Origin of the sequence: Morganella morganii, from assembly GCF_041099235.1 — a bacterium.
Classification (GTDB): Bacteria; Pseudomonadota; Gammaproteobacteria; order Enterobacterales; family Enterobacteriaceae; genus Morganella; species Morganella morganii_E.
Genome location: NZ_JBFZSO010000010.1, coordinates 26,245 through 50,391 on the forward strand (window position 1 = coordinate 26,245; position 24,147 = coordinate 50,391).

At 50.4% G+C, this 24,147-nt stretch carries 19 protein-coding genes; 12 read left to right on the forward strand and 7 right to left on the reverse strand.

From position 1 onward, the window contains the following. Positions 1 to 25 precede the first annotated feature (25 nt). Positions 26 to 796, reverse strand: a complete 771-nt coding sequence (gene bioH, locus AB7038_RS14970) for a pimeloyl-ACP methyl ester esterase BioH (protein WP_072872411.1) — start codon at positions 794 to 796, stop codon at positions 26 to 28. Between the two features lie 36 nt (positions 797 to 832). Here bioH and AB7038_RS14975 point away from each other — a divergent pair, with 36 nt between their 5' ends. From AB7038_RS14975 to glpD, 6 genes are all read left to right on the forward strand, one after another. Then, positions 833 to 1,516: a double zinc ribbon domain-containing protein gene (locus AB7038_RS14975; RefSeq protein WP_369453584.1), complete on the forward strand. Its 684-nt coding sequence runs from the start codon at positions 833 to 835 to the stop codon at positions 1,514 to 1,516. A gap of 61 nt (positions 1,517 to 1,577) precedes the next feature. Next, entirely contained in the window at positions 1,578 to 2,156 is a 579-nt protein-coding gene (gene nfuA / locus AB7038_RS14980; RefSeq protein WP_004237958.1) for a Fe-S biogenesis protein NfuA, read from the forward strand. 119 nt (positions 2,157 to 2,275) lie between these two features. Further along, positions 2,276 to 2,602: a thiosulfate sulfurtransferase GlpE gene (gene glpE / locus AB7038_RS14985; protein ID WP_368890222.1), complete on the forward strand. Its 327-nt coding sequence runs from the start codon at positions 2,276 to 2,278 to the stop codon at positions 2,600 to 2,602. Positions 2,603 to 2,616: 14 nt separating this feature from the next. Further along, a complete protein-coding gene (gene glpG, locus AB7038_RS14990; protein ID WP_369453585.1) occupies positions 2,617 to 3,450 on the forward strand; it encodes a rhomboid family intramembrane serine protease GlpG in 834 nt (277 codons plus the stop codon). An 83-nt stretch (positions 3,451 to 3,533) separates the two neighbouring features. Further along, positions 3,534 to 4,292, forward strand: coding sequence for a DeoR/GlpR family transcriptional regulator (locus AB7038_RS14995; RefSeq protein WP_004904672.1), 759 nt, complete (start codon positions 3,534 to 3,536; stop codon positions 4,290 to 4,292). Positions 4,293 to 4,505: 213 nt separating this feature from the next. Further along, positions 4,506 to 5,993, forward strand: coding sequence for a glycerol-3-phosphate dehydrogenase (glpD, locus tag AB7038_RS15000; protein WP_072872409.1), 1,488 nt, complete (start codon positions 4,506 to 4,508; stop codon positions 5,991 to 5,993). A gap of 49 nt (positions 5,994 to 6,042) precedes the next feature. Here the strand turns inward: glpD and AB7038_RS15005 are convergent, their stop codons facing one another. Together AB7038_RS15005 and AB7038_RS15010 are read right to left on the reverse strand one after the other, a co-directional pair. After that, the gene (locus AB7038_RS15005; protein ID WP_368890219.1) at positions 6,043 to 6,675 is read right to left on the reverse strand and encodes a LysE family translocator; all 633 of its coding nucleotides are present in this window, start codon (positions 6,673 to 6,675) and stop codon (positions 6,043 to 6,045) included. A 222-nt stretch (positions 6,676 to 6,897) separates the two neighbouring features. Then, a complete protein-coding gene (locus AB7038_RS15010) occupies positions 6,898 to 8,328 on the reverse strand; it encodes a DUF4026 domain-containing protein (protein WP_368890218.1) in 1,431 nt (476 codons plus the stop codon). Positions 8,329 to 8,675: 347 nt separating this feature from the next. Between AB7038_RS15010 and AB7038_RS15015 the strand changes: the two genes are divergently transcribed. Further along, entirely contained in the window at positions 8,676 to 9,587 is a 912-nt protein-coding gene (locus tag AB7038_RS15015; RefSeq protein WP_369453586.1) for a DNA-3-methyladenine glycosylase family protein, read from the forward strand. 41 nt (positions 9,588 to 9,628) lie between these two features. Here the strand turns inward: AB7038_RS15015 and poxB are convergent, their stop codons facing one another. After that, positions 9,629 to 11,350 (reverse strand): ubiquinone-dependent pyruvate dehydrogenase, encoded by a 1,722-nt coding sequence (gene poxB / locus AB7038_RS15020; RefSeq protein ID WP_369453587.1) that lies wholly within the window; start codon positions 11,348 to 11,350, stop codon positions 9,629 to 9,631. 677 nt (positions 11,351 to 12,027) lie between these two features. Between poxB and AB7038_RS15025 the strand changes: the two genes are divergently transcribed. Then, positions 12,028 to 13,206: a M20 metallopeptidase family protein gene (locus tag AB7038_RS15025; protein ID WP_024474722.1), complete on the forward strand. Its 1,179-nt coding sequence runs from the start codon at positions 12,028 to 12,030 to the stop codon at positions 13,204 to 13,206. A gap of 76 nt (positions 13,207 to 13,282) precedes the next feature. Here AB7038_RS15025 and AB7038_RS15030 read toward each other — a convergent pair whose 3' ends face one another. Both AB7038_RS15030 and AB7038_RS15035 read right to left on the reverse strand, forming a co-directional pair. After that, on the reverse strand, positions 13,283 to 14,260 hold the full coding sequence (locus AB7038_RS15030; protein WP_025151566.1) for a LysR substrate-binding domain-containing protein: 978 nt from the start codon (positions 14,258 to 14,260) through the stop codon (positions 13,283 to 13,285). 210 nt (positions 14,261 to 14,470) lie between these two features. Beyond that, complete coding sequence (locus AB7038_RS15035) at positions 14,471 to 14,782, reverse strand: helix-turn-helix domain-containing protein (RefSeq protein WP_024474721.1); 312 nt, start codon at positions 14,780 to 14,782, stop codon at positions 14,471 to 14,473. 1,232 nt (positions 14,783 to 16,014) lie between these two features. On the opposite strand from AB7038_RS15035, the gene proP reads away from it, so the two are divergent. Then, a complete protein-coding gene (proP, locus tag AB7038_RS15040) occupies positions 16,015 to 17,517 on the forward strand; it encodes a glycine betaine/L-proline transporter ProP (protein WP_369453588.1) in 1,503 nt (500 codons plus the stop codon). A gap of 64 nt (positions 17,518 to 17,581) precedes the next feature. After that, positions 17,582 to 19,021, forward strand: a complete 1,440-nt coding sequence (gene phrB, locus AB7038_RS15045) for a deoxyribodipyrimidine photo-lyase (protein WP_368890214.1) — start codon at positions 17,582 to 17,584, stop codon at positions 19,019 to 19,021. Here the strand turns inward: phrB and AB7038_RS15050 are convergent. Next, positions 19,018 to 20,664, reverse strand: coding sequence for a sigma-54 interaction domain-containing protein (locus AB7038_RS15050; protein ID WP_368890213.1), 1,647 nt, complete (start codon positions 20,662 to 20,664; stop codon positions 19,018 to 19,020). The two genes, phrB and AB7038_RS15050, sit on opposite strands and share 4 nt — an antisense overlap. A gap of 703 nt (positions 20,665 to 21,367) precedes the next feature. Here AB7038_RS15050 and megL point away from each other — a divergent pair. Both megL and AB7038_RS15060 read left to right on the forward strand, forming a co-directional pair. Beyond that, the gene (gene megL, locus AB7038_RS15055) at positions 21,368 to 22,564 is read left to right on the forward strand and encodes a methionine gamma-lyase (RefSeq protein ID WP_004904656.1); all 1,197 of its coding nucleotides are present in this window, start codon (positions 21,368 to 21,370) and stop codon (positions 22,562 to 22,564) included. 243 nt (positions 22,565 to 22,807) lie between these two features. Further along, entirely contained in the window at positions 22,808 to 24,091 is a 1,284-nt protein-coding gene (locus tag AB7038_RS15060) for a transporter (RefSeq protein ID WP_369453589.1), read from the forward strand. Positions 24,092 to 24,147 lie beyond the last annotated feature (56 nt).

A 24,147-nucleotide genomic window follows, 5' to 3' on the forward strand; every position in this document is an offset into this window, starting at 1 on the left:
TACCCGCTGTTATGCGGGTATTTTTTTATTTAACAAACCCCGTCAGTACCTCACAAAACTCATCCGGATGTGAAATAAACGGTGCATGGGCGCTGTTGCGCATAATAACGGACGGAGAGGACGGCAGTTGCTCATCCAGCAGTGATGCCACTTTACGCGGCACCAGGCCGTCGAGATAACCGTAGATCCGCAGGAACGGCATTGTCAGGGACGGCAGCCCGCTGCGCAGATCGGCGGTTCTCAGAATCTCCAGCCCGGCATTCAGTACCGCCACATCCGGCATCGGCTGCTCCAGCACCACTGATTTCAGTGTGCGGGCATCCTGACGGGCACTTGCGGTTCCCAGTGTCTGCAATGCCAGAAAACGCTCGACAGTACGCTGAAAATCGGTCGCCAGCTGATGCTGAAAGCCGCTCAGCACCGTCGGTTTGATCCCCGGCCAGCCTTCCTCTTCCTGTGCACCAAAGCAGGGCGAAGAACAGATTGTCACCAGATGACTCACTGCCTGCGGGTAACGCAGCGCAATATCCGCAGCCACCAGCCCGCCCAGTGACCAGCCCGCCAGCACCGCATTTTCCGGCATCTGCGCGAAAACGGTATCCGACATCTCCGTCAGTGACATTTCACCAAATTCCTGACTGCGCCCGTAACCCGGTAAGTCAACCTTGTGAATACGGAAATGCGGTGCGAGCCGCAATTCAATGCTGTTCCATACTTCGCTGTTCAGTCCCCAGCCGTGTAACAGCACAAGATCACGCGAACCCTGTCCGCTCTGCTGCCAAAAAAGCGTTGCCATCGTTATTGTTTCCTTATTTATCCGGAGGGAAGACGGATGGTTATTATTGAGAATTACTGCCTGCTGTGCAATCAGCCGCTGGCAATTGCCACACACGGTATCTGCGGGTTCTGCGAACGGGGGCTGCCCGGGATGCCGCCGGTCTGCCGTCGCTGCGGCCTGCCGCTGATAACACCGGAGCCCGAATGCGGCCACTGTCTGCAATCCCCGCCGCCGTGGCAGAGCCTGCTGGCCGTGACCGGTTATCAGCCGCCGCTGGCCGCCCTGGTTCACCGCCTCAAATACAGCGGACAGACCCACATTGCCCGGGCACTGGCACGACTGCTGCTGCGCCGGGTGCTGGCGGCTTACCGCGCGGGGGAGTGTCCGAAGCCGGATCTGCTGCTAAGTGTGCCGCTTTACCGTTACCGCCAGTGGCGGCGCGGGTTTAATCAGAGTGACCTTATCACCCGCCCGCTGGCAAAATGGCTGCGCTGCCCTTATGACAGTTCCGGCCTTATCCGCACCCGTGCTACACTGAGCCAGCGGATGCTGTCCCGCACGCAGCGCCTGACAAACCTGTCCTCTGCATTTGCCGTCACCCGTGATGTCCGCGGACTGCACATTGCGCTGACCGATGATGTCATCACAACAGGGGCAACCATGACAGCGCTGTCTGAATTGCTCATTCGTGCGGGTGCGGCGGCAGTCCGGGTGTGGTGCCTTTGCCGCACCTTGTAGTGAACCCGCAAATGGGCGTATTATAACCAACCGGAACAGTCAACTATTTTTGGGCAATGTTATGATTACTATTACTGACGCTGCGCAGGCACATTTTTCCAAACTGCTTGCCAACCAGGAACCCGGCACACAAATCCGTGTTTTTGTTATTAACCCGGGCACTCCCAATGCGGAATGCGGAGTCTCTTATTGTCCGCCTGATGCAGTGGAAGCGACCGATACTGCGCTGCCGTTTGAGCAGCTGACCGCCTATGTTGATGAACTGAGCGCGCCGTTCCTTGACGAAGCCGTGATCGACTTCGTGACCGATCAGCTCGGCTCTCAGCTCACCTTAAAAGCCCCGAACGCCAAAATGCGTAAAGTGGCAGATGATGCCCCGCTGATCGAGCGTGTCGAGTATGTTCTGCAATCTCAGATCAACCCGCAGCTGGCCGGGCACGGCGGCCGTGTTTCCCTGATGGAAATCACGGACGAAGGCTATGCCATCCTCCAGTTCGGCGGCGGCTGTAACGGCTGCTCCATGGTGGATGTCACCCTGAAAGAAGGGATCGAAAAAGAGTTACTGAATATGTTTGCCGGTGAACTGAAAGGCGTTAAAGACCTGACTGAACATCAGCGCGGCGAACACTCTTATTACTGATAGTGCTGTACCGGCCGGATATCGCACGGCCATGATAATACACTGCCCGGTTATCCGCCGGGCAGGTTTCCGGCGGTGCTCTGTCACCGCTGATATTCACCTGCATACGAAAAATCATTATGGAACAAATCCGCTTAATCACACCGGATACGGCGTATGAACTCTGGCAGCAGAACGGGGCTGTCCTGGTTGATATCCGTGATCCGCAAAGCTTCCGGGCCGGTCACACTGACGGCGCATTCCACCTGACAAACGACACCGTGAATGCCTTCATGGATCAGACAGATTATGAGCAGCCGGTTATGGTCATGTGTTACCATGGGCACAGCAGTCAGGGCGCGGCTCAGTATCTGCTTAATGTCGGCTATGAAACGGTATACAGCATCAACGGCGGCTTTGAGGCCTGGTTGCGCAATTACCCGGACACAGTCAGGTCTCTTGCTTAACAACGGACAGCTATATGGTTTATCTGATCACCATCGCCAACCCGCGGATTGCCCAGTCATTTATTGATTATATGGCCGCCCGGGATATTGAGCTCACCATGCGTGCCACCCGCGAAGGGCGCGGCGCGGAATTGTGGCTTGATGACGAAAGCAAACTGGCACAGACACAGGCTGAGCTGGAAACCTTTATGCGTGATCCGATGAACAAACGCTATCTCGCCGCCAGCTGGGAGTCCGGTGAAACCGATTCCCCGTTCCGCTATCCGGCCTCCCATACCTTCAGTAACCTGGTGACCCCGGCCGGGCCGCTGACCATCACCATCACCGTACTGTGCGCACTGGTTTTTCTGTGGATGCAGATAAGCGGCACTGACGTGGTGATGGACTCTCTGGCGTGGCCGCAGCCTGACCAGCAGGGTGAACTGTGGCGGTGGGTAAGCCCGGTGTTCCTGCATTTCGGCCTGACCCATATTCTGATGAACCTGGCGCTGTGGTGGTATCTCGGCGGTCAGGTGGAAAAACAGCTCGGCAGCGGACGGCTGCTGGTGATCACCCTGATTTCTGCCCTGGTCAGTTGCTGGTCGCAATCCTTTTTCAGCGGCTCATCTTTCGGCGGCCTGTCCGGCGTGGTATTCGCGCTGATCGCTTATGTCTGGTACACCGGCGCGCGCAATCCGTCCGCCGGTATTTATCTGCCTGCCGCCATGATGGTGTTTTCGGTATTATGGCTGGTTATCGGTTACTTTGATTTATTTGGTACAATGCCGATTGCAAACATGGCCCATGCATCCGGTCTCGCGACCGGGCTGCTGATGGCGGTATGGGATAACCGCCGCCGGACGGCCTGAATAATAATGAAAATATGACATCACCGCCGCATATCACGGCACAGTCCCGGATATGCGCGGTACTGATCTGACCGGGGGATTTTGTGAAACAAACACAGCGTCATGATGCTATCGTTGAGTTAGTCAGTAAACAGGGCTATGTCAGCACAGAAGAGCTGGTCGAGCACTTTAAGGTCAGTCCGCAGACCATCCGCCGTGATCTCAATGAGCTGGCGGAGCAGAATAAAATCCACCGTCACCACGGCGGAGCGGCACAGCCATCCAGCTCGGTGAATGCCGCCTATCATGAGCGTAAAAGCATGTGGTCGGATGAAAAACGCCGGATTGCCCGCCGTGTCGCGGCGCTGATCCCGGACGGTGCCACACTGTTTATCGATATCGGCACCACACCGGAAGCGGTCGCGCATGAACTGCTGGAACATAAAAATCTGCGCATCGTCACCAATAACCTCAATGTCGCCACCCTGCTGATGGCAAAAGATGATTTCCGGCTGATCCTGGCCGGTGGTGAAGTCCGTTCCCGTGACGGCGGAATTGTCGGTGAGGCCACACTCGATTTTATCTCTCAGTTCCGTCTGGATTTCGGAATTCTCGGGATCAGCGGCATTGATACTGACGGCTCTCTGCTGGAATTTGATTATCACGAAGTCCGTACCAAACGGGCGATTATTGAAAACTCCCGCTGTGTGATGCTCGTTACCGACCACTCCAAATTCGGCCGTAACGCCATGGTCAACCTCGGTAATATGGGGCTGATTGATTGCCTGTTTACCGACAAACGCCCGCCGGAAAGCATTATCAAAATCCTGGACGAACAACAGGTGCAGCTCGAAGTCTGCTGATTATCTTTGCCCGTGCCACCGCCCGGTGGCGCGGTTCTTCTCCTTTTTCCCTCTGCCGTAATCCATCATTCTTTGTGTGGATATGCTAACGAATTGTTATCCATGTCACGGAGAACGTTTTTTTATGTCCTGAATGTTGGAATATCGTTCACATTGCACTATTATGAGCGATAACGAACATTAAAGAACAAATATGGTCATGCGGGAGTGAGGATGGAAACGAAAGATTTGATCGTTATCGGGGGCGGAATCAACGGTGCAGGTATTGCCGCTGATGCAGCCGGACGCGGGCTGTCTGTGCTGATGCTGGAAGCACGGGATCTCGCCTGTGCCACCTCATCGGCCAGCTCAAAACTGATCCACGGCGGATTGCGCTATCTCGAACATTATGAGTTTCGTTTGGTGAGCGAAGCGCTGGCGGAACGCGAAGTATTATTAAAAATGGCTCCGCATATCGCTTTCCCGATGCGTTTCCGTCTGCCGCATCAGCCGCACCTGCGCCCGGCGTGGATGATCCGCGCGGGGCTGTTTCTGTATGACCATCTCGGTAAACGCACCACACTGCCGGGCAGCCGCGGCCTGACCTTCAGCAGCGCCTCTCCGCTGAAAGCAGAGTTTAAAAAAGGTTTTGAATATTCCGACTGCTGGGTGGACGATGCCCGCCTGGTGGTGCTGAATGCACAGGAAGTTGTGCGGCAGGGCGGCGAAGTCCGCACACGGACAAAAGTCACCCGCGCATGGCGCGAAAACGGCTTATGGCAGGTGGAAGCCGAGAATGCCCTGACCGGCGAAACCCTGCGCTGGCAGGCAAAAGGATTGGTTAACGCCGCCGGGCCGTGGGTGAAAACCTTCTTTGATGACGGCTTACAGCTCAAATCCCCTTATGGCATCCGCCTTATCAAAGGCAGCCATATTGTGGTGCCGCGCGCTCACGACGAGCCGCAGGCCTATATCCTGCAAAATGAAGATCACCGCATTGTGTTTGTCATCCCGTGGATGGATGAGTTTTCAATTATCGGCACGACGGATGTGGAATATCACGGCGATCCGGCTGACGTTAAAATCGATGATAACGAAATTAATTATCTGCTCGATGTGTATAACGACCACTTCCGCAAAACCCTGACCCGCGACGATATCCGCTGGACATACTCCGGCGTGCGTCCGCTGTGTGATGATGAATCGGACTCGCCGCAGGCGATCACCCGCGATTACACACTTGATTTACATGATGACAACGGGCAGGCACCGCTGTTATCGGTCTTCGGCGGCAAACTCACCACTTACCGCAAACTGGGTGAACACGCGCTGGATAAACTGGCGGCCTACTATCCGCACGCCGGGAAAGCATGGACAAAACAGGCGGTACTGACCGGCGGTGAACTGAACGGCCGGAGCCGTGACAACTATGCCCGTGTGCTGACAGAACGCTGGTCATGGCTGCCTCACGGACTGGCGCTGCGCCTGGCCCGCACCTACGGCAGTCAGACAGAAAAAATTATCGGTGATGCGCAATCCCTCAGCGACCTCGGGCAGTTATTCGGCCATAACCTCTATGAGGCCGAGCTGCGCTATCTGGTACAGCACGAGTGGGTGATCACCGCAGAAGATGCGCTCTGGCGCAGAACCAAGCTGGGAATGTGGCTCACACAGGAAGAACAACTGCAGGTGGAGCAGTGGCTCCGCCGGGAAGAGCAATAGCGGAAACGAAACAGACCGGCTCACAAGGCCGGTCTGTTTTTTTATCACCTCAGCGCCGGGATTCCAGCGCCATCCGGACAGCCAGCCCGGCCAGCACAGTCCCCATCAGCCAGCGCTGTACCACCTGCCAGAACGGACGGCCCGTCATAAAGACAGACACCGAGCCCGCCATCAGAATAATCAGTCCGTTAACTGTCAGACTGATCATAATTTGTATTGTTCCGAGCGCCAGAGACTGCACCAGCATACTGCCATGCCCCGGCACAATAAACTGCGGCAGCAGCGATAAATACATCACCGCCACTTTCGGGTTTGCCAGGCTGGTCAGAAACCCCATGGTGAACAGTTTTTTCGGCTTATCTTCCGGTAAATCCCGCACCGAAAATGCAGAGCGTCCGCCCGGTTTGACCGACTGCCACGCCAGCCAGAGCAAATATAATGCTCCCGCGATACGCAGAGCGTCATAGGCGTAAGGAACAGCAAAAAAGAGTGCTGTGATACCAAATGCCGCACTGAGCATATAAAAAATAAATGCCAGTCCGACACCGGCAAGAGAAATATATCCTGCCCGCTTTCCCTGACAGAGGGAACGGGAGATCAGATAAATCATATTAGGGCCGGGTGTTAATACCATTCCCAGTGCAACCAGGGCAAATCCGAGCAATGACGTCAAATCAGGCATAATGCACTCCATGACAGATAATGCATAACAGATAATAAGATATATTATTGTTTTTACAGGATATATAACCACCCGGAACAGGCGATCATTGATTATAGCCGGAACAAAAAAAAAGCAGCAACGATATAATTCAGTATGTATTAATAACGTGGGTTACTGCACAAAATCGCAGGCACAAAAAAAGCGCCTTCATTTCAGCGCTTTTTCCGGGACAAACTGTTCTCAGTGAACCTGTGACGGGCTGAGCAGCTGATAAATGGTATCCGGGGTATATTTCTCTCCGGAAAAATAGATATTCCAGTCAGTCAGCATCTCGGTATTCAGCGGATATACACCGCCTTCCTGCATCTCTTCAACATAAAACGGCTGGTTAATGAGTTTGCCGGTAAATACGTCATTATCCAGCGTTTCCGGGATAAACCACATGTGCTCCAGATCATCCTCATCCCCGTACGGAATGCCGCATTTGACCATAAACGCCCACGGATGTTCATCTTCTTCATCACGGGCTTTTTTACCGAATAACCCGCCGAGCAGACCTTTTTTCGTTTTAACTACCGGCTGACCGTATTCCGCAAACATCTGGGCAAAATAGTGCCAGCGCAGGCGGGCTTTTACCGCCATTTCATGGGTTTCACTGTTCGGGCGGTAAAACATAATGGCGGCATCGTCGTCGAAACCACGGAAAAATGTCTGTAACACCGGCGAACTTTCATTGACACGGAACAGCATACAGGACGGATGGTCATGCTGATCGTCGCGATCCCCGCGATCGCCGAGAAATTCATTTTCCGGCATATTATCGTGAGAGTAATCGATCTCTTCGAGAGGCTTCAGCTGGTCGATCGGGGTATTTTTGTTGATCTGGCGGATCCCTTCCTGATACGGCAGCGCCACAATATATTCCAGCTGTTTTTCCGTCTGGCCGCACAGCATCGGCTCATTAAACAGCACTTTGCCTTCATTAAGACTCTGCCCGATAAAACTGCGCAGCAGATCAGGAATGCCGTAGTACGCATTAATGGTATGCGGCAGCAGCAGCTCCACTTCCGGGATCCCGCAGCGCAGCAGGCCGTGTGTGTGGAACCAGTACATGGTCGGCGGGGAATTTTCCGTGTCATAGATTGCATGAATGGTATACAGAGATTCAATGTTCAGCTGCACGTCGTTTTCCAGCTGAAAATTGAGCCACTCACGGGTAAAACCGCGACCGGCTGCCGAGATATCGATGCCCAGTAATAAATCCGGCACCAGAATCTGTACCATCTTCAGCTGATACCGGTAACTTCGCAGCACGTCATTCTGTAAAAGGCATTCAACATAAATATCCTGTTCGGTCTGGTTGACCCCGGCCAGCAGTCCGGCGGAAAGAGGATCGGTTGAATAGTAAGGATTGATTTCCAGTTCCGGAGCCCGCGGTGCCAGTGACACCAGAAACAGCAGTTCTTCATCACCGTAATGACAGGTGTAATAAAAGCTGTTCTCATCATGTTCCGCGTATTCAATATCACCCTGTGTGAAAAAGGTTTGTGATGCCAGACGCTCTTCTAACTCTGCCAGGTTGAGCCGCGAGGGAGAGAATGCCACTACTTCTGACGTCATCCTCTTACCCTTACCTTCCGCAACCTCAAGGTAATATTGTTTTATATCCATCGGTAATGCCTTTATCCGCTCTGAGTTGTGCTGCTGTACTGTAATAATCTCCGGCTTAACGCTCCTTCCGGGGAACATGAGAACTTCGGGCGTCAATTATATTCATTGTGGCAACAATAACCTCTGCTTTTGTCCCGGTTATGCCACACAGACAACGGCAAAGAATGAATATGCTGAAATTAAACTCATTTGTTCATACGTATAAGTACCACATTTTGTATGCGGAGTTCATTCAGAATAATCCACCTATTATTCTGTAAATATACATTTTGACCAAAATCGTACGTCCGGGAGCAAAAACGGCTATAATCCGGTCAATTGCCCGCCCTGTTCTGAGGTATGAAAAGTTGAATAATAACAAAAATTTAACGACTGCCGTTCTGTTACCTGAGCCCTATCATACAGCGGATTTTCTCGCGTTTCATTTACGTGATAATCACCATGTCGCCGAAGAGGTCACGGAAAACCGGGTGATGAAAGGGATTTGCCTGCATGGCCATCCCGCGTTACTGACGCTGGAAATCAGTTCAGGAGAAGCGCGTGTCACCCTCAGCACTGACGGCCCGGGCCCCCTGCCGGAAGACGAAGCCCGTATGCAGCATCTCGCCCGGCATATGCTCGGTCTGATCCAGCCGGTGGAGGAATTCGAGACACAATATCAGGATCACCCGCTGGCCGGTCCCCTGATACGTCAGCAGAAAGGGCTGCGGATCTACCAGTCCGCCACGCCGTTTGAAGCCATTAACTGGGCGATTATCGGGCAGCAGATCAGTGTTCAGGCCGCGATTTCCATCCGCCGCCGCCTGATTCAGCATATCGGCCTGCGCCACTCCTCCGGGCTGTGGTGCTACCCGGATGCGGCACATATTTTACAGACCGATTTTGACGGGCTGCGCAGCTGCGGTTTTTCTGTCGGTAAAGCCAATGCCCTGCTGGCACTGAGCGGACAGCTGGAAAGCGGAGCGCTGGTGCTGCCGGATGTGGTCACACCGGAGAATGCAGATGCGGTTTCTGCCTCACTGACGGCGATTAAAGGTATCGGCACCTGGACGGTCAGCTATGCCCTGTTGCGCGGCTTTAACTATCTGAACGGCTCACTGCACGGTGATGTTGCGGTGCGGCGTAATCTGCAGCGCCTGCTGGCGCGGGATGAAAAAATAACGGCGGATGAAACGCAGGAATGGCTGGCGGATTTCGCCCCGTGGCGGGCCCTGATGGCCGCCCACCTGTGGCGGCTGGAGTCCGCAGCCGGGTACTGAACAAAAAAATGCCGCATTCGCGGCATTTTTTCTCGGCTGACTCAGCGCAGCCAGTTGGTTTTCGCCAGCTCCACAATCTCATCACCACGCCCGTTAATAATCGCGCGCAGCATATACAGACTGAAGCCTTTGGCCTGCTCAAACTTAATTTCCGGCGGCATGGCCAGTTCCTGTTTGGCGGTCACCACATCAACCAGCACCGGCCCGTCATGGGCAAACGCGGTTTTCAGTGCATCATCCAGTGATTCGCTGTCTTCGACACGGATACCTTTAATTCCCATGGCATTGGCCATTGCGGCAAAGTCCGGATTATGAAGATCCGTTCCGTCAGTCAGATAACCGCCCGCTTTCATCTCCATCGCCACAAAACCCAGCACGCTATTGTTAAAGATGACGATTTTCACCGGCAGCTGCATCTGCGCCAGGGAAATGAAATCCCCCATCAGCATACTGAACCCGCCGTCACCGCACATCGCCACCACCTGGCGTTTGCGGTCGAGCGCCTGAGCACCGATAGCCTGCGCCATGGCGTTTGCCATCGAGCCGTGGTTAAAGGAGCCAACCAGCCGCCGTTTGCCGTTCATGGTGAGATAACGCGCCGCCCAGACAGTCGGGGTGCCCACATCACAGGTGAACACGGTATCATCATCCGCCAGCTCACTGATTTTCTTCGCCAGATACTGCGGGTGGATCAGTTCCCGTTTGCTGGCGGTTGCCAGTGCGTCGAGGTCACTGCGGGCGGTCTGATAATGTTTCAGAGCAGCATCAAGGTGGGTATGATCCTCTTTGGCCTGCAGGCGCGGCTGAATAGCGTTGAGTGTGGCTTTGATATCCCCGATAATCGCCATGTCCACCGCGCAGTGCGCGCCGAGGCTGCCCGGGTTGATATCCACCTGAATAATTTTTGCTTTGGCCGGATAAAACGCACGGTACGGGAAGTGCGTGCCGAGCAGCACCAGGGTATCTGCATTTTCCATTGCATAATACCCGGAGGAGAAGCCGATAAGCCCGGTCATCCCGACACTGTACGGGTTATCATACTCAATATGCTCTTTTCCGCGCAGTGCATGCACCACCGGTGCTTTCAGGGTTTCCGCCAGTTTGATAACTTCATCATGTGCCCCTGCACACCCGGCTCCGCACATCAGTGTGATATTTTTCGCGCCGTTAAGAGCATCCGCCAGTTTCACCAGCTCATCCCGCTGCGGCATCACCAGCGGCAGAGACGGCTCATACCAGACATTACGGGCCGATTCAGGTGCCGGTCTCAATGCCACATCCCCCGGAATGACCACCACGGCCACACCGCGCTCCAGAATCGCCTTGCGCATGGCAATGCCCAGCACCTGCTGGATCTGCTCCGGATTGGAAACCAGCTCACAATAGACGCTGCACTCACGGAACAACTCCTGCGGATGAGTTTCCTGGAAGTAATGGCTGCCGATTTCGCCGGAAGGAATATGTGCGGCAATTGCCAGCACCGGCACACGGTTGCGCTGACAATCAAATAGTCCGTTGATTAAGTGGAGGTTACCCGGCCCGCAGGAACCGGCGCACACCGCCAGTTTACCGGTCAGATGGGCTTCCGATCCGGCGGCAAACGCGGCCACTTCCTCATGCCGGGTGCCCATCCATTCAATACTGCCCAGTTTACGTAAGCTGTCACTTAACCCGTTCAGTGAGTCTCCGGTGACACCCCAGATACGGTTGATTCCTGCATCCGCCAACATTTTTGCGATATAACCCGCTACAGTCTGCTTCATCGTAAATCTTCCCTCATACTGGTGATAAATCTGATTCGCAATAAGATGCTGCACAGAACAATACCAGCCTGCTCTGTGTGTTTATCCTGTCGTTTCAGTGTAGCCCGGGCTCGCCGCAGATAAAACCACCAGTAATAAGGTAAATTTTCAGCACTAATTCAGGATATTACCGGAGATCCGGCGGAATAATACAAAAATGGCTGTGATGATATATAAATACACTTTTCTTAATTTCTGTTTAATAATATTAATATTATTGTTATTCCGGGTGACGAATTTATATTTCACACAGAATCAACATAAAAAACCAGGAAATTAGTTTCTATATAAACGATTGATATAAAAGAATAATATAATATATATTTATCAGGAAGATATTATTTATGACAGATATCATCCTTATTATTCATGCACCATGAAATACTGATATGATATAAACACGATCTCCGTCACGCTCACTTTTTTAATACTGACGTTAAAATCCCTCCTGCAAATAATAACGAAAACGACTGCTGACAGAAACCCGCCGGTTCCGGAAGGCAGACTTTTTTTCGTAAAAATAAAATGTACTTATGTTGCGCCGGCGCTGTGGTATGACCGGTTTCCGGTCATACCCGCGCTTACATCAGGGATTCTTTATCAGCACACAAACCGGTTTCAGTTACGGGGTAAATGTAATGACCAATAAATACAATGTCAGTGAAAAACTCTTTGCGCTTGAGGCGTTCAGCAAGAAAACGCGCCAGGATTTACATAAAATCCCTGAGCTGTCCGGTGAAGAATATAAAACCTCAAAATACTGCCGCGAACTGATGGAAAGCTTCGGCTACACCATCCGTCAGTTTGAGGGATATACCGGCTTTACCGCTGAACTGACCGTCAATCCGGCATACCGCCTGATTGCTTACCGCACCGACATCGACGGCCTGGAAATGCCGGACATGACCTGCAACGAGCACAGCTCCGTACACGAAGGCTGTGCCCACAACTGTGGTCACGATACCCATATGACCATCGCGCTGACCGCGGCAAAATACCTCAGCGAACACCGTGATGAACTGACGCACAACGTCCGTTTTGTCTTCCAGATGGCGGAAGAAGATATGCGTGTGCCGGGTGCGGACAAAATGGTCGAAATGGGCTGCATGGACGGCGTGGATGAAGTCTACGGACTGCATAACGATGCCGCGATTGAAACCGGCTGCATCCGTTTTAACGCGGGAGTGATGTCCTCTTACGGCTCAGCCTGGACGCTGGACGTACACGGTGTTTCCGCGCACGGTTCCACGCCGCACAAAGGGCTGGATGCTATCCGCGAAGCCACCCGTATTATTGATTACATGGATTATATCGTCGCCAAGAAAACCGATCCTTTCAGCCCGGCCGTTTTCGGCTGCGGTATGATCAACGGCGGTACGATCCCGAATGCGCTGGCTGATTATGTGCAGGCTCGCGGCACCATCCGTTCTATGGATGAAGAGACCGATAAAATCTTAAAAGCCAGCTTTAAAGAGATTGTTGCCCGCAGTGAAGCCGGTGGGTTTAAAACCACACTGGAAGCCTGCGGTTACCCGGCCGTAATTAACCATCCGCAGGCAGCGGAAGTCATTAAAAACGCGGCGGCGGCCTTCTTACCGGCTGAAAATATTGATTCAAACGGTAAGCCGATGACCGGCAGTGAAGATTTCAGCTATATGATTAATGCCACCAAAGATAAATTAGGTGCCATGTATTTCCTCGGCAGCGGTAACAAAGCCAAAGGAATTAATAACTATCTGCATGCCAATCCGTATTTTGTTGATGACGATTGCCTGCTGATCGGTGCGCAAATCTTTATTAATATTGCCACCCGATAAAAAAGATTACACACAGCAAATACAAAGCCCGGTAACTGATGTTACCGGGCTTTTTTTATCGGAAATACCGTACAAATCAGAGTTCCGGCAATGCGCGGTAAAGCCGGTCACGGGCTTTAGGATCAACCGGCAGCCACTGTTCCGGCTGGTGAATATAATTCAGGTCAAGATGCGGTGCATAACAGGAAATAAAGTCATACATATAATCCTTCAGATGTGTATGACGGCTGATACAAATATGGGTATAGCTCGGTTTCACCAGGTTACCGATATTAATACAGCGCAGAGAATCACTGTCTTCTGCAGGATCAAACGCCACGGAGGAAATAACACCGACACCCGCTCCGCGCTTCACATAGAATTTAATAATTTCCGTATCGACCGCGGTTAATACCACATTCGGTGTCAGGTGGTTCTGATAAAATACCTGATCCAGCTTGGAACGGCCGGTGAATCCGAATACATAGGTGATCAGCGGATAATGAGCCAGCTCCTGAATCGTCAGCTGCTCATTTTGTGCCAGCGGGTGATCGTGCGGCACAATCGCACTGCGGGACCACTGATAGCACGGCAGCGTCAGTAAATCGTCATACAGATGCAGGGATTCGGTGGCGATTGCAAAATCCACATCCCCGTTTTTCACCATTTCTGCCAGCTGTGCCGGGGCACCCTGATGGAAATGCAGCGAAATATTCGGGTAACGCGCATTAAAGCGTTCAATCACTTTCGGTAATTTATAACGGATTTGCGTGTGGGTGGTGGCAATACGGAGATTCTGTTTTGTCGTGGTATCTTCATGAGACACCAGACTTTTAATTTTATCAAACTGCGCAAGAATATCGCAGGCAACACGATGAACTTCTTCACCAATCGGACTGAGCGATAATAAGTTATTATTTTTCCGGTTGAATAAAGAAACGTTCAATTCATCTTCAAGAATTTTAAGCTGCTTACTCACTGTCGGCTGCGAGGTATACAGCTTCTCGGCGGCATTCGTGATATTAAAGTCACTCCTGACCACCTCAACAAAACTTTTGAGCTGATTAATGTTCATTGCTTATTTATCCAGTTATAAAACGGATTCAAAATATTAAAATTATTAATAAACAGGGTTATAAGAGTAATACAACATGCTGTGTGTCAGGATGATAGCACAAGGCGGGTGATGAAGAAATAAACACGCCCCGCAAAAAGCGGTATCCGTTATTAGCAGGCTAATAACGGATTTTTGAGATGAGATTCAGTATCACTCAATATCACGAAATTACATCAGTTCAGATTCGACCGGCAAAATAACGGTTTCTGCTTTCCAGGATTCCCGTTCATTTCCGCTGTCGCGTTTACTCCGGCCTTCAATCTCGGTGAAGAACCAGCCAACCGGCACTTCAAAGATATCCGCAATACGGACTAAACAATCCACATCAACACGGTTTACACCACGTTCATAACGTGACATCTGCTGCTGACTGATTTCAATCATTTCAGCCAGTCTTGCTGCAGTAATGCCGTGATCTTTCCGTAACACCTGAATTTTTTGCCCGACAGCGCGTGCTATCGAGTTTTTTGCTTTGGTCATGTCGCTATCCCTCACATATGGCTGTGATAACCATCAGATTCCTCTCTGATGACTAACAAAAATATGCGTTTATTAAAGAAAGTGGACCAATTGATATTCACAAAGTTTTACTCTTTGTTGTTGTTTTAACTGCCGCATGTATGTACTTATGCAAACCAGCCTCGTACACATGTTGAAACACATATTACATATTCATTTACCAAATTGAAACCTGTCGTTCCGGCACCTAACGAATTGTAAAAAAAAGAATTATTCGGTGTCCGAAAGAGTGATAACCCTATGTATTATAGTATATTTACCTTTTCTTTCACCCTTGGACTAGGTATAAACCACTAAAAATAAAATGACTCATTAGTGGTATAAAATAGTGATTATTTAGCTTTAATAGAGTAACAAACCACAATTAAATGGAAAAAAAACGATATATCTTGAAACATTTATGTCTTTCTTAAATTGCCGTTGGCAGATATCACTGCATGGTTTGCATATTCAGCAGATAACACCAAAGTTTATCTTATTATTACGTAAAGAAATCATTGAGGACTGTGATTATGCGTTAATTACATCAGATGTAATTATCAGAAAAATGCATACAGAAAATTGAGAAATCAGGTGAAACATACTGATAACATTATTTGTTTTCTGAAACCACCCGATATATTGCCTATATTTAAGCCATGCGTATCATAATCATGCTGATAATTTAAAATGCATCGGATTATGATGCCAACCACAAACCTTTTCATGCAATAAAATATGCTGAAAAGAATCCATTTAAGATGCCTTATTTCCCTGGTAATCTGTATTTCCGTTGATTTTTCAGAAAAAAAACAGCATTGAACAGTTTACGATACAGAGAAGTTAAATGCCAAATACACGATATTAATCAGTACAAAAACCCACTAATTTTACAAAAAATATGATTTATGCTAAATTAGGTGACCTCGTTTCAAAACAAAGGTACTTTTTTTGGTTATTACAACACAATACTTTCCTATTCTTCCTGTCCTGTCTGCGGTTTCCTGTACCGTCTGCCGTTAGCGTCATATATTCAACAATCAATCTATTTAACGGGAAACATGAATACGGGAAAAAATACGTATTTATACTTACCAACTTAGTATTAAACATCTCCTGCTACCGATGAATTCACTATCACATAAAAAGTCGTTGCGGGTTTGAGTGAAATCTCAGTTACGTGAATCCCCGTCATAAAACAAAAGGATACAACGATGAGACGCAAGAAAACAAAACAAAAACCTTTAAATATCAATGATATTACTATCATTGATGATGGCAAATTAAAGAAAGCCATCACCGCTGCCTCACTGGGTAATGCCATGGAGTGGTTTGATTTCGGGGTCTACGGCTTCCTGGCGTATGTGCTGGGTCAGGTCTTCTTCCCTTCCGCCTCCCCGGGTATACAGATGATCGCGGCATTAGCCACATTCTCCGTACCGTTTCTGGTACGTCCGCTGGGCGGGGTCTTTTTCGGCATTATGGGCGACAAATTCGGCCGCCAGAAAGTGCTTTCCGTTACCATCATTATCATGGCTGTCAGTACCTTCTGTATCGGTCTTATCCCGTCTTATGAAAGTATCGGGATCTGGGCACCGGTTCTGTTACTGCTGGCAAAACTGGCTCAGGGTTTCTCCGTGGGCGGTGAGTATTCCGGTGCAGCTATCTTTGTAGCGGAATATTCACCGGATCGTAAACGCGGATTTATGGGCAGCTGGCTGGATTTCGGCTCAATTGCCGGTTTCGTCTGCGGTGCCGGTGTGGTGGTTCTGATCTCCAGTATTCTCGGTGAGGAAACCTTCCGTGAATGGGGCTGGCGTATCCCGTTCTTCCTGGCGCTGCCGCTGGGTGTTATCGGTCTGTATCTGCGTCATGCCCTGGAGGAAACACCGGCTTTCCAGCAGCATGTTGAGGATATGAAAAATGCCAACCCTGAAACCGGCGAAGATAAGCCCCGCGTTTCACTGCGCAGCATTGCCTCACAATACGGTAAGGGTCTGATGATTTGTGTCGGGCTGGTGATTGCCACCAACGTCACTTATTACATGCTGCTGACCTATATGCCGAGTTATCTGTCGCATAACCTGAATTACAGTGCGGATCACGGTGTGCTGATTATTATCGCGATTATGATTGGTATGCTGTTTGTACAGCCGCTGATCGGGATGATGAGTGACCGCATCGGCCGTAAACCGTTTGTTCTCGCGGGCAGTATCGGGTTATTTGTACTGGCGATTCCGGCATTTATGCTGATTAACAGTGGTGTCATCGGACTGATTTTCTTAGGCTTACTGATCCTGGCGGTACTGCTGAACTGCTTTACCGGTGTGATGGCCTCTATTTTACCGGCCATTTTCCCGACAAAAATCCGTTACAGTGCGCTGGCTATCTCGTTCAATATCTCCGTGCTGATTGCCGGTGCCACCCCGACTGCCGCCGCCTGGCTGGTCGAAGTGACCAATAACCTGTATATGCCGGCCTATTATCTGATGGTCATTGCCGTTATCGGGGCAATTACCGCGATTATGATGAAAGAAACCGCCAATAAGCCGTTACGCGGTGCCACACCGGCGGCATCTGACCGCGCGGAAGCCAAAGAGATTTTGCTTGAGCATTACGATAATATCGAACACAAGATTGAGGCGATTGATGAGGAGATTGCCGCGTTGCAGAAACGCCGTCAGTCACTGATTGATCAGCACCCTAAACTGGACTGATGTCCTGCTCAGGCCCGCCTCTCCGGACGCGGGCCTTTTTATTGTTTATGCGGGAGGTAAAATTATGACGGATTCAGCACCGGCCGTTGTCTGGCTGCGGCACGATCTGCGGCTGACAGATAACACAGCGCTTTACGCCGCCTGTCAGGCACACCGGCAGGTAAAACTGATTTTTACCCTCACGCCGGGACAGTGGGAGCAGCACGCTATGTCCCCGTCACAGCAGGCGCTGATTTTCTGTCAGCTGCACACACTGAACACATCCGCAGCCGCACTCGGGATCACCCTGCATGTTCAGCCGTGCAATACCTTTGAGGATGCCGCTGACTGGCTGGCAGCGTGGTGCCGGGAACATCGTATCCCCGCTGTCTATGTCAATAAACAGTACGGACTGAATGAACAGCGCCGTGATTCCCGCTTTGCCGCCCGTCTGCCGGATACCTGCCGTTTTTATGCCTTTGATGACTGTGTCCTGCTGCCGCCGGGCAGTGTGAGCACACAGCAGGGCGGACTCTACAAAGTGTTCACCCCGTTCCGGCGGGCATTTCTCACCGCACTGATGCAGACCACCGTCCGCGTGCTGCCGGTACCGGAGGCCAAAGGCCCGCCGGTCTCCCCGCCACCGCTTAGTCTGCCGCAGCAGGAGCATGCCCTTTTCCCTTCCGGAGAGGAGGCCGCACTGCAGCGGCTGGCAGATTTTTGTCTGAAACATGCCGCAGATTACAAAACAGAGCGGGATTTTCCGGCGATTGACGGCACCAGCCGCATCTCCGCGTATCTCGCCACCGGAATTTTGTCCCCGCGCCAGTGCCTGAGCCGCCTGCGCCTGCATTTCCCGATGGTCACCGATGAGCCGGAAAGCGGCGCTTATACCTGGCTCAGTGAGCTTATCTGGCGTGAGTTTTATCTGCATCAGCTGGCACAGCACCCGGATATCAGCCGGCACCGCCCGATGCAGCGCTGGACAGAGTCCATTATCTGGTCACCGGATAACAGCGGTCTGCTTGCCTGGCAGCAGGGCAAAACCGGATTCCCGCTGGTCGATGCGGCCATGCGTCAGCTGAATGAAACCGGCTGGATGCATAACCGCCTGCGGATGATCACGGCAAGTTTTCTGGTCAAGGATTTACTGACTGACTGGCGGCGCGGCGAGCACTATTTTATGTCACGACTGATTGACGGTGAATTTGCCGCCAACAACGGCGGCTGGCAGTGGGCGGCCTCCACCGGCCATGATTCGGTACCGTATTTCCGGATTTTCAACCCGGTCACACAGGGAAAACGGTTTGATCCGGACGGCAGTTTTATCCGCCGCTGGTTGCCGGAACTGGCAGAAGTGCCGGCGAAATACATTCATACACCCCATGAATGGGCGGAGAAAAATCAGCGGGAGATTGATTATCCGAAACCGGTGGTTGATCACCGGATGGCGAGGATCAGGGCTATCGATGCTTACGAAACTGCCCGCCGGACCGCTGCCGGCGGGGGTGATAATCCGTATTAATCTGTTTTGTCTGCTGACCGGCGCACCGTGCTGTAGGTCAGCAAATGCTCCAGATTATAATAACGGGCTTTATTCAGTACGGTGGTGTGAGACATCCCGATTTCGCGGGACACTTTGCGGGCCGAACCGTAGCGGCGCAGATAATCTTCCAGCAGGCTTTTTTCCTGCCGTGCAAGGGACTCTTTCAGGTTGATGTCTTCCTGCGCCGGCAATACCGCAGGGGGTATTTCCGTTTTCGGTGCCGCCTGCGGCCGGAGTGCCGGAGAGGCCATCACTTCCTCATGGGGCAGCCACAGATCCCCGACGGTAATTTCCCGGCCGGAAGCCAGATGGATGGCCCGCAGAATCACGTTTTGCAGTTCCCGCACGTTACCCGGCCAGGAATAAGCCATTAACTGGTGATATGCATCCTGGGACAAACTGAGCTGTTTATTCAGTTCTGTCGTGTATTTGCTGATAAAGCGCTGCAGTAACAGCGGGATATCCGTTTTCCGCTCTTTCAGTGGCGGGATATTAATCGGGATCACGTTGATCCGGTAATAGAGATCTTCACGGAATGATTTGTTCTCGATCATCTCTTCCAGATTCCGGTTGGTGGCAACAATGATCCGCACATCCACCGGGATCTCCTTGTGCCCGCCGACCCGGCGGATCACGCCTTCCTGTAATACACGCAGTAATTTACTTTGCAGGATAAGGGAAAGCTCACCGAATTCATCCAGAAACACGGTGCCGTGGTTGGCGGATTCAAATAACCCCATCTTTCCGCCCTTGCTGGCGCCGCTGAACGCGCCGCCCTCATAACCGAACAGCTCACTTTCAATCAGGTTTTCCGGCAGCGCTGCACAGTTAATCGGCGCAAACGGGTGAGCGCTGCGGTCGCTGGCGTTATGAATAGCGCGGGCAAACAGCTCTTTACCGGTACCGGTTTCACCACGGATCAGTACCGTATACGGGCTTATTGAGATTTTTTTAGCAAAATCAATCAGGTTCATCATGATTTCGCTTTCACAGATAATGTCATCAAAGCTGAACGGCAGGCTTTTATTCACCGAAGACGCCATTTGCTGCACTGAGCGCAGGCTTTTGAAGGTGATAACCGCCCCCATCACCTGAGACTCTTCACTCAGAATCGGACGGCCGGAACAGATATAGTACAACTCCCCTTTCGGCGTACTGGTAACCATCTGATAGTGATCGAAACTGTTACCGCCGAGCAGTTTGGTGAGTACCGCCTGGTTTTTGCCGCTGAGAATCTTGCTGATATTGACGCCGACAATATTTTCCCGCGAGATCGAGAAAAAGTCTTCCGCCACTTTATTGAAGTAGTTGATATTACCCTGATTATTGATACCGATAATGCCGTCCGTGGTGGATTCCAGAATCGCCTGTAATTCTTTTTCTTTACGCTCGTAGGGCTGTAATTTGGAACGGGTGACACTGATAACATCAGGATTAAGCAGGAGTTTGCTCAGCAGCAGCTTAACATCCCGCTCGCACTCCGTATTGAATTTGACATAAATTTTGCACGGAAAGACTTCCATGGAATTAATGCTGATTTCGGAGGCCGAAAACTCATTGATGACTTCTTCCACCATGGCGACGCGGTCAATGGTATTAATTAACCATCTATATGCAGACATGTGATTAGTCACTCCCGGTTAGTGTATGTAGTGCTCATTTTTCACCCACCCTACCAAGGTTAACCCATCTTAGGTAATCACTGAGAGGTGAACAAAGGGCGAAATACAACAAAATAGTGCGCAATAAAAAAACCATATGATAAGTAGCCTTATCATACAGAGTGTAATTGTTATTTTGGGTTTTGTTACGTTACTTACTATAAACAAGTTCAGTCGGCTTGTACCCGCCAGATATCTCAATTCTATGAAAAAAAGTCCGCAAACTGTTAGGTTTACACCTGCATTTATTGGAGTGGCAAATCATTAAAAGTGCGGTAATTAATGGAATTGATTATTCATGACTTTGATCATTATCAACCGCCGGACGTATCGATTCAGGAAAAAATTTAAAAAGAGATCTGGATCACCCTTCCCTTTTGGGGCTATAATGTGACGTAAGTCCGGTTTTATCCCTCAATGTGATTAACCTCACTATCAGAAAGTGGCAACCTACTGTCAATTTTCTTTCCACTTTGTCATTTTTACTTACAGTCCGCTTTCCACTTCCTCCGCACTGACTTTGTCTAATCTATACCTTAAAATTATTTATCTCTTTTAATTCAATGTGTTATAAAAATAACTCCTGAGTTGGCACGGCTATTGCTTTTATTACTGCAACAACAACACATGTTGGCATAATAAAAAATTATTCTTTGGAGGATTTATGCACGATTATACGAATAAAGGTTATGACACTAAGATTGTTCACGCTGGCCAGCAGGCTGATCCACTGACTGGTGCGTTATCAACCCCAATCTATCAGACCTCTACATTCGTCTTCGACAGCGCAGCACAAGGGGCAGCACGTTTCGCATTAGAAGAAGAAGGTTATATCTACTCACGTTTAGGTAACCCTACTAACGCAGCATTAGAAGAAAAAATGCGTGTACTGGAAAACGGCGAAGCAGCTCTGGCGACTTCTTCCGGTATCGCAGCTATCTCTACCACCATCCTGACTATGTGCGGCCAGGGCGACCATATCGTTGCTTCTGACACTCTGTACGGCTGTACTTATGCTCTGCTGTCTCACACCCTGCCTAAATTCGGTATCGAAGTCACTTTCGTTCGCGCAAATGACCCTGCGAATATCAAAGCGGCGATGAAACCAAACACCAAGATGGTTTACGTCGAAACTCCGGCTAACCCGACTCTGGCAATGATCGACCTCGAAGCAGCGGCAAATGTTGCTCACGAAGGCGGCGCAATGCTGGTTGTGGATAACACCTTCATGTCTCCGTACTGCCAGCGTCCTCTGGAATTAGGTGCAGACATCGTGGTTCACAGTGTGACCAAATACATCAACGGCCACGGCGACGTTATCGGTGGTGTGATTGTCGGTCCTGCTGACTTCCTGGTTCCTGCCCGTCTGGTTGGTGTTAAAGATATCACCGGTGGTGTAATGAGCCCGTTCAACGCATGGTTAACCCTGCGCGGTCTGAAAACACTGCACGTCCGTATGGAACGTCACTGCTCTAACGCAATGAAAGTGGCTAAATATCTGGAATCTAACCCGAACGTAGAAGCAGTATTCTACCCTGGTCTGCCGTCTCACCCGCAGCACGAGTTAGCGAAAAAACAGATGAGCAACTTCGGCGGTATGATCAGCTTTGAAATCAAAGGCGGTATCGAAGCAGGCCGTAAAGTGATGGACTCTGTTGAGTTATGCATGCTGGCAGTAAGCCTGGGCGATACTGAAACTCTGATTCAGCACCCTGCATCAATGACTCACTCTCCGGTTCCGGCTGAAGAGCGTCTGAAAGCAGGTATCACCGATGGTCTGATTCGTATCTCTGTCGGTCTGGAAACACCTGAAGACATCATTGCTGACCTGGAACAGGCTATTGCGAAAGCAGTTGCTTAAGATCAGAGCGGAAAATTAAGTCTTGCAGTATGTACTCACCTCATTTGCCATTAACACACAGACGGGGTGAGTACACGAAGCACGCGGAAAAATTCATTGAGAGCCACTCTGAATTCTCTCCGGCGTGCTTTTTAAGTATTTAACAGGTTATTTTTAGCGGTAATAAAAAGAACAACGCAGTGCTGAAATTTTTTAGAAACCAATAATCACAATAAATTATTATGAAAACCAAGGGGGCTTAGTATGGCGGACATGACCTCAACCGATAATTCCGCGAAAGCGCTGGGCAAAATACCATTTACAATGTATGACGCCGGCTGGGTAGTACTTTGTATTGGTATGGCGATCGGTGCCGGTACCGTTGTAATGCCGATTCAGATCGGTCTGAAAGGTATTTGGGTATTTATTTTAGCTTTCATGATTGCGTATCCGGCAACCTATATGTTGCAGAAGCTGTACATGAATACGCTGTCTGAAAGTGAAGAATGTGAAGACTACACAAACATAATCACACAGTATCTGGGCAGTAACTGGGGTGTGGCGCTGGGGGTTATTTACTTCCTGATGCTTATCCACGGTATCTTTATTTACTCTCTCTCTGTTATTTTCGACAGTGCCTCTTATCTCCATACTTTCGGTGTGACAGAGGGTGTGCTTTCAAGCTCACTGATCTATCGTGTGGCTGTCTTTGCCGCGCTGATTTTCATTGCCTCCAAGGGCGAGAAACTGCTGTTTAAAATCTCCGGTCCGATGGTTATCGTGAAAGTGGGTATCATTGTATCGCTGGGTCTGGTGATGATCCCTCACTGGGATTTCAATAACATCACTGCATTCCCGCCGATTGCTGACTTTACCCGTGACGTGCTGCTGACTGTACCATTTGCGTTCTTCTCTGCGGTTTTCGTTCAGATCCTGAACCCGATGAACATCGCATACCGTAAACTGGAATCAGACAAACGTGTTGCCACCTACCGTGCTATCCGCGCCCACCGCGTGGCTTATATCACCCTGGTGACTATCATCCTGTTCTTCTCATTCTCCTTTACGTTCTCCATCAGTCATGAGCAGGCCGTATCCGCGTTTGAACAGAACATCTCTGCACTGGCTATTGCCGCTCAGGTTATTCCGGGCGCGGTCGTGAGTGTGATGACCACCGTTCTGAACATCTTTGCGGTTCTGACAGCATTCTTCGGTATCTATCTGGGCTTCCAGGAATCAGTGAAAGGCCTTGCGGTTAACATCCTTTCCCGCTTCATGGATAAAGAGAAAATCAACCACACCGTATTAAACATCTGTATCTCTGTCTTCATCGTTGCATTACTGACTGCATGGGTGTCAACAGGGTTCTCTGTGGTTGTCTTCTTCCAGATTGGTAGTCCGTTATACGCTATCGTTTCCTGCTTAATTCCTGTTTATCTGGTATTCCGTGTCGCGAAACTGAAAAAATTCAAAGACTGGAAAGCCTGGTGTGTTATGGGCTTCGGTATCCTGCTGCTCATCGCACCGTTCTTCAAATACCTTGAGTGACGGGTAAGAGAAAACAGGCCATCCGTCGGTGCCCCGCACTGACTGAAATAAAGTAA

What these genes read in the sequence shown, in the direction of transcription:
- AB7038_RS15035 (WP_024474721.1), bottom strand. Translation starts at nt 14,782, where the DNA reads ATGACCAAAGCAAAAAACTCGATAGCACGCGCTGTCGGGCAAAAAATT.
- AB7038_RS15025 (WP_024474722.1), top strand. Translation starts at nt 12,028, where the DNA reads ATGACCAATAAATACAATGTCAGTGAAAAACTCTTTGCGCTTGAGGCG.
- AB7038_RS15060 (WP_369453589.1), top strand. Translation starts at nt 22,808, where the DNA reads ATGGCGGACATGACCTCAACCGATAATTCCGCGAAAGCGCTGGGCAAA.
- AB7038_RS15005 (WP_368890219.1), bottom strand. Translation starts at nt 6,675, where the DNA reads ATGCCTGATTTGACGTCATTGCTCGGATTTGCCCTGGTTGCACTGGGA.
- AB7038_RS15030 (WP_025151566.1), bottom strand. Translation starts at nt 14,260, where the DNA reads ATGAACATTAATCAGCTCAAAAGTTTTGTTGAGGTGGTCAGGAGTGAC.
- megL (WP_004904656.1), top strand. Translation starts at nt 21,368, where the DNA reads ATGCACGATTATACGAATAAAGGTTATGACACTAAGATTGTTCACGCT.
- poxB (WP_369453587.1), bottom strand. Translation starts at nt 11,350, where the DNA reads ATGAAGCAGACTGTAGCGGGTTATATCGCAAAAATGTTGGCGGATGCA.
- proP (WP_369453588.1), top strand. Translation starts at nt 16,015, where the DNA reads ATGAGACGCAAGAAAACAAAACAAAAACCTTTAAATATCAATGATATT.
- glpD (WP_072872409.1), top strand. Translation starts at nt 4,506, where the DNA reads ATGGAAACGAAAGATTTGATCGTTATCGGGGGCGGAATCAACGGTGCA.
- bioH (WP_072872411.1), bottom strand. Translation starts at nt 796, where the DNA reads ATGGCAACGCTTTTTTGGCAGCAGAGCGGACAGGGTTCGCGTGATCTT.
- glpE (WP_368890222.1), top strand. Translation starts at nt 2,276, where the DNA reads ATGGAACAAATCCGCTTAATCACACCGGATACGGCGTATGAACTCTGG.
- nfuA (WP_004237958.1), top strand. Translation starts at nt 1,578, where the DNA reads ATGATTACTATTACTGACGCTGCGCAGGCACATTTTTCCAAACTGCTT.
- AB7038_RS15010 (WP_368890218.1), bottom strand. Translation starts at nt 8,328, where the DNA reads ATGGATATAAAACAATATTACCTTGAGGTTGCGGAAGGTAAGGGTAAG.
- AB7038_RS14975 (WP_369453584.1), top strand. Translation starts at nt 833, where the DNA reads ATGGTTATTATTGAGAATTACTGCCTGCTGTGCAATCAGCCGCTGGCA.
- glpG (WP_369453585.1), top strand. Translation starts at nt 2,617, where the DNA reads ATGGTTTATCTGATCACCATCGCCAACCCGCGGATTGCCCAGTCATTT.
- AB7038_RS15050 (WP_368890213.1), bottom strand. Translation starts at nt 20,664, where the DNA reads ATGTCTGCATATAGATGGTTAATTAATACCATTGACCGCGTCGCCATG.
- phrB (WP_368890214.1), top strand. Translation starts at nt 17,582, where the DNA reads ATGACGGATTCAGCACCGGCCGTTGTCTGGCTGCGGCACGATCTGCGG.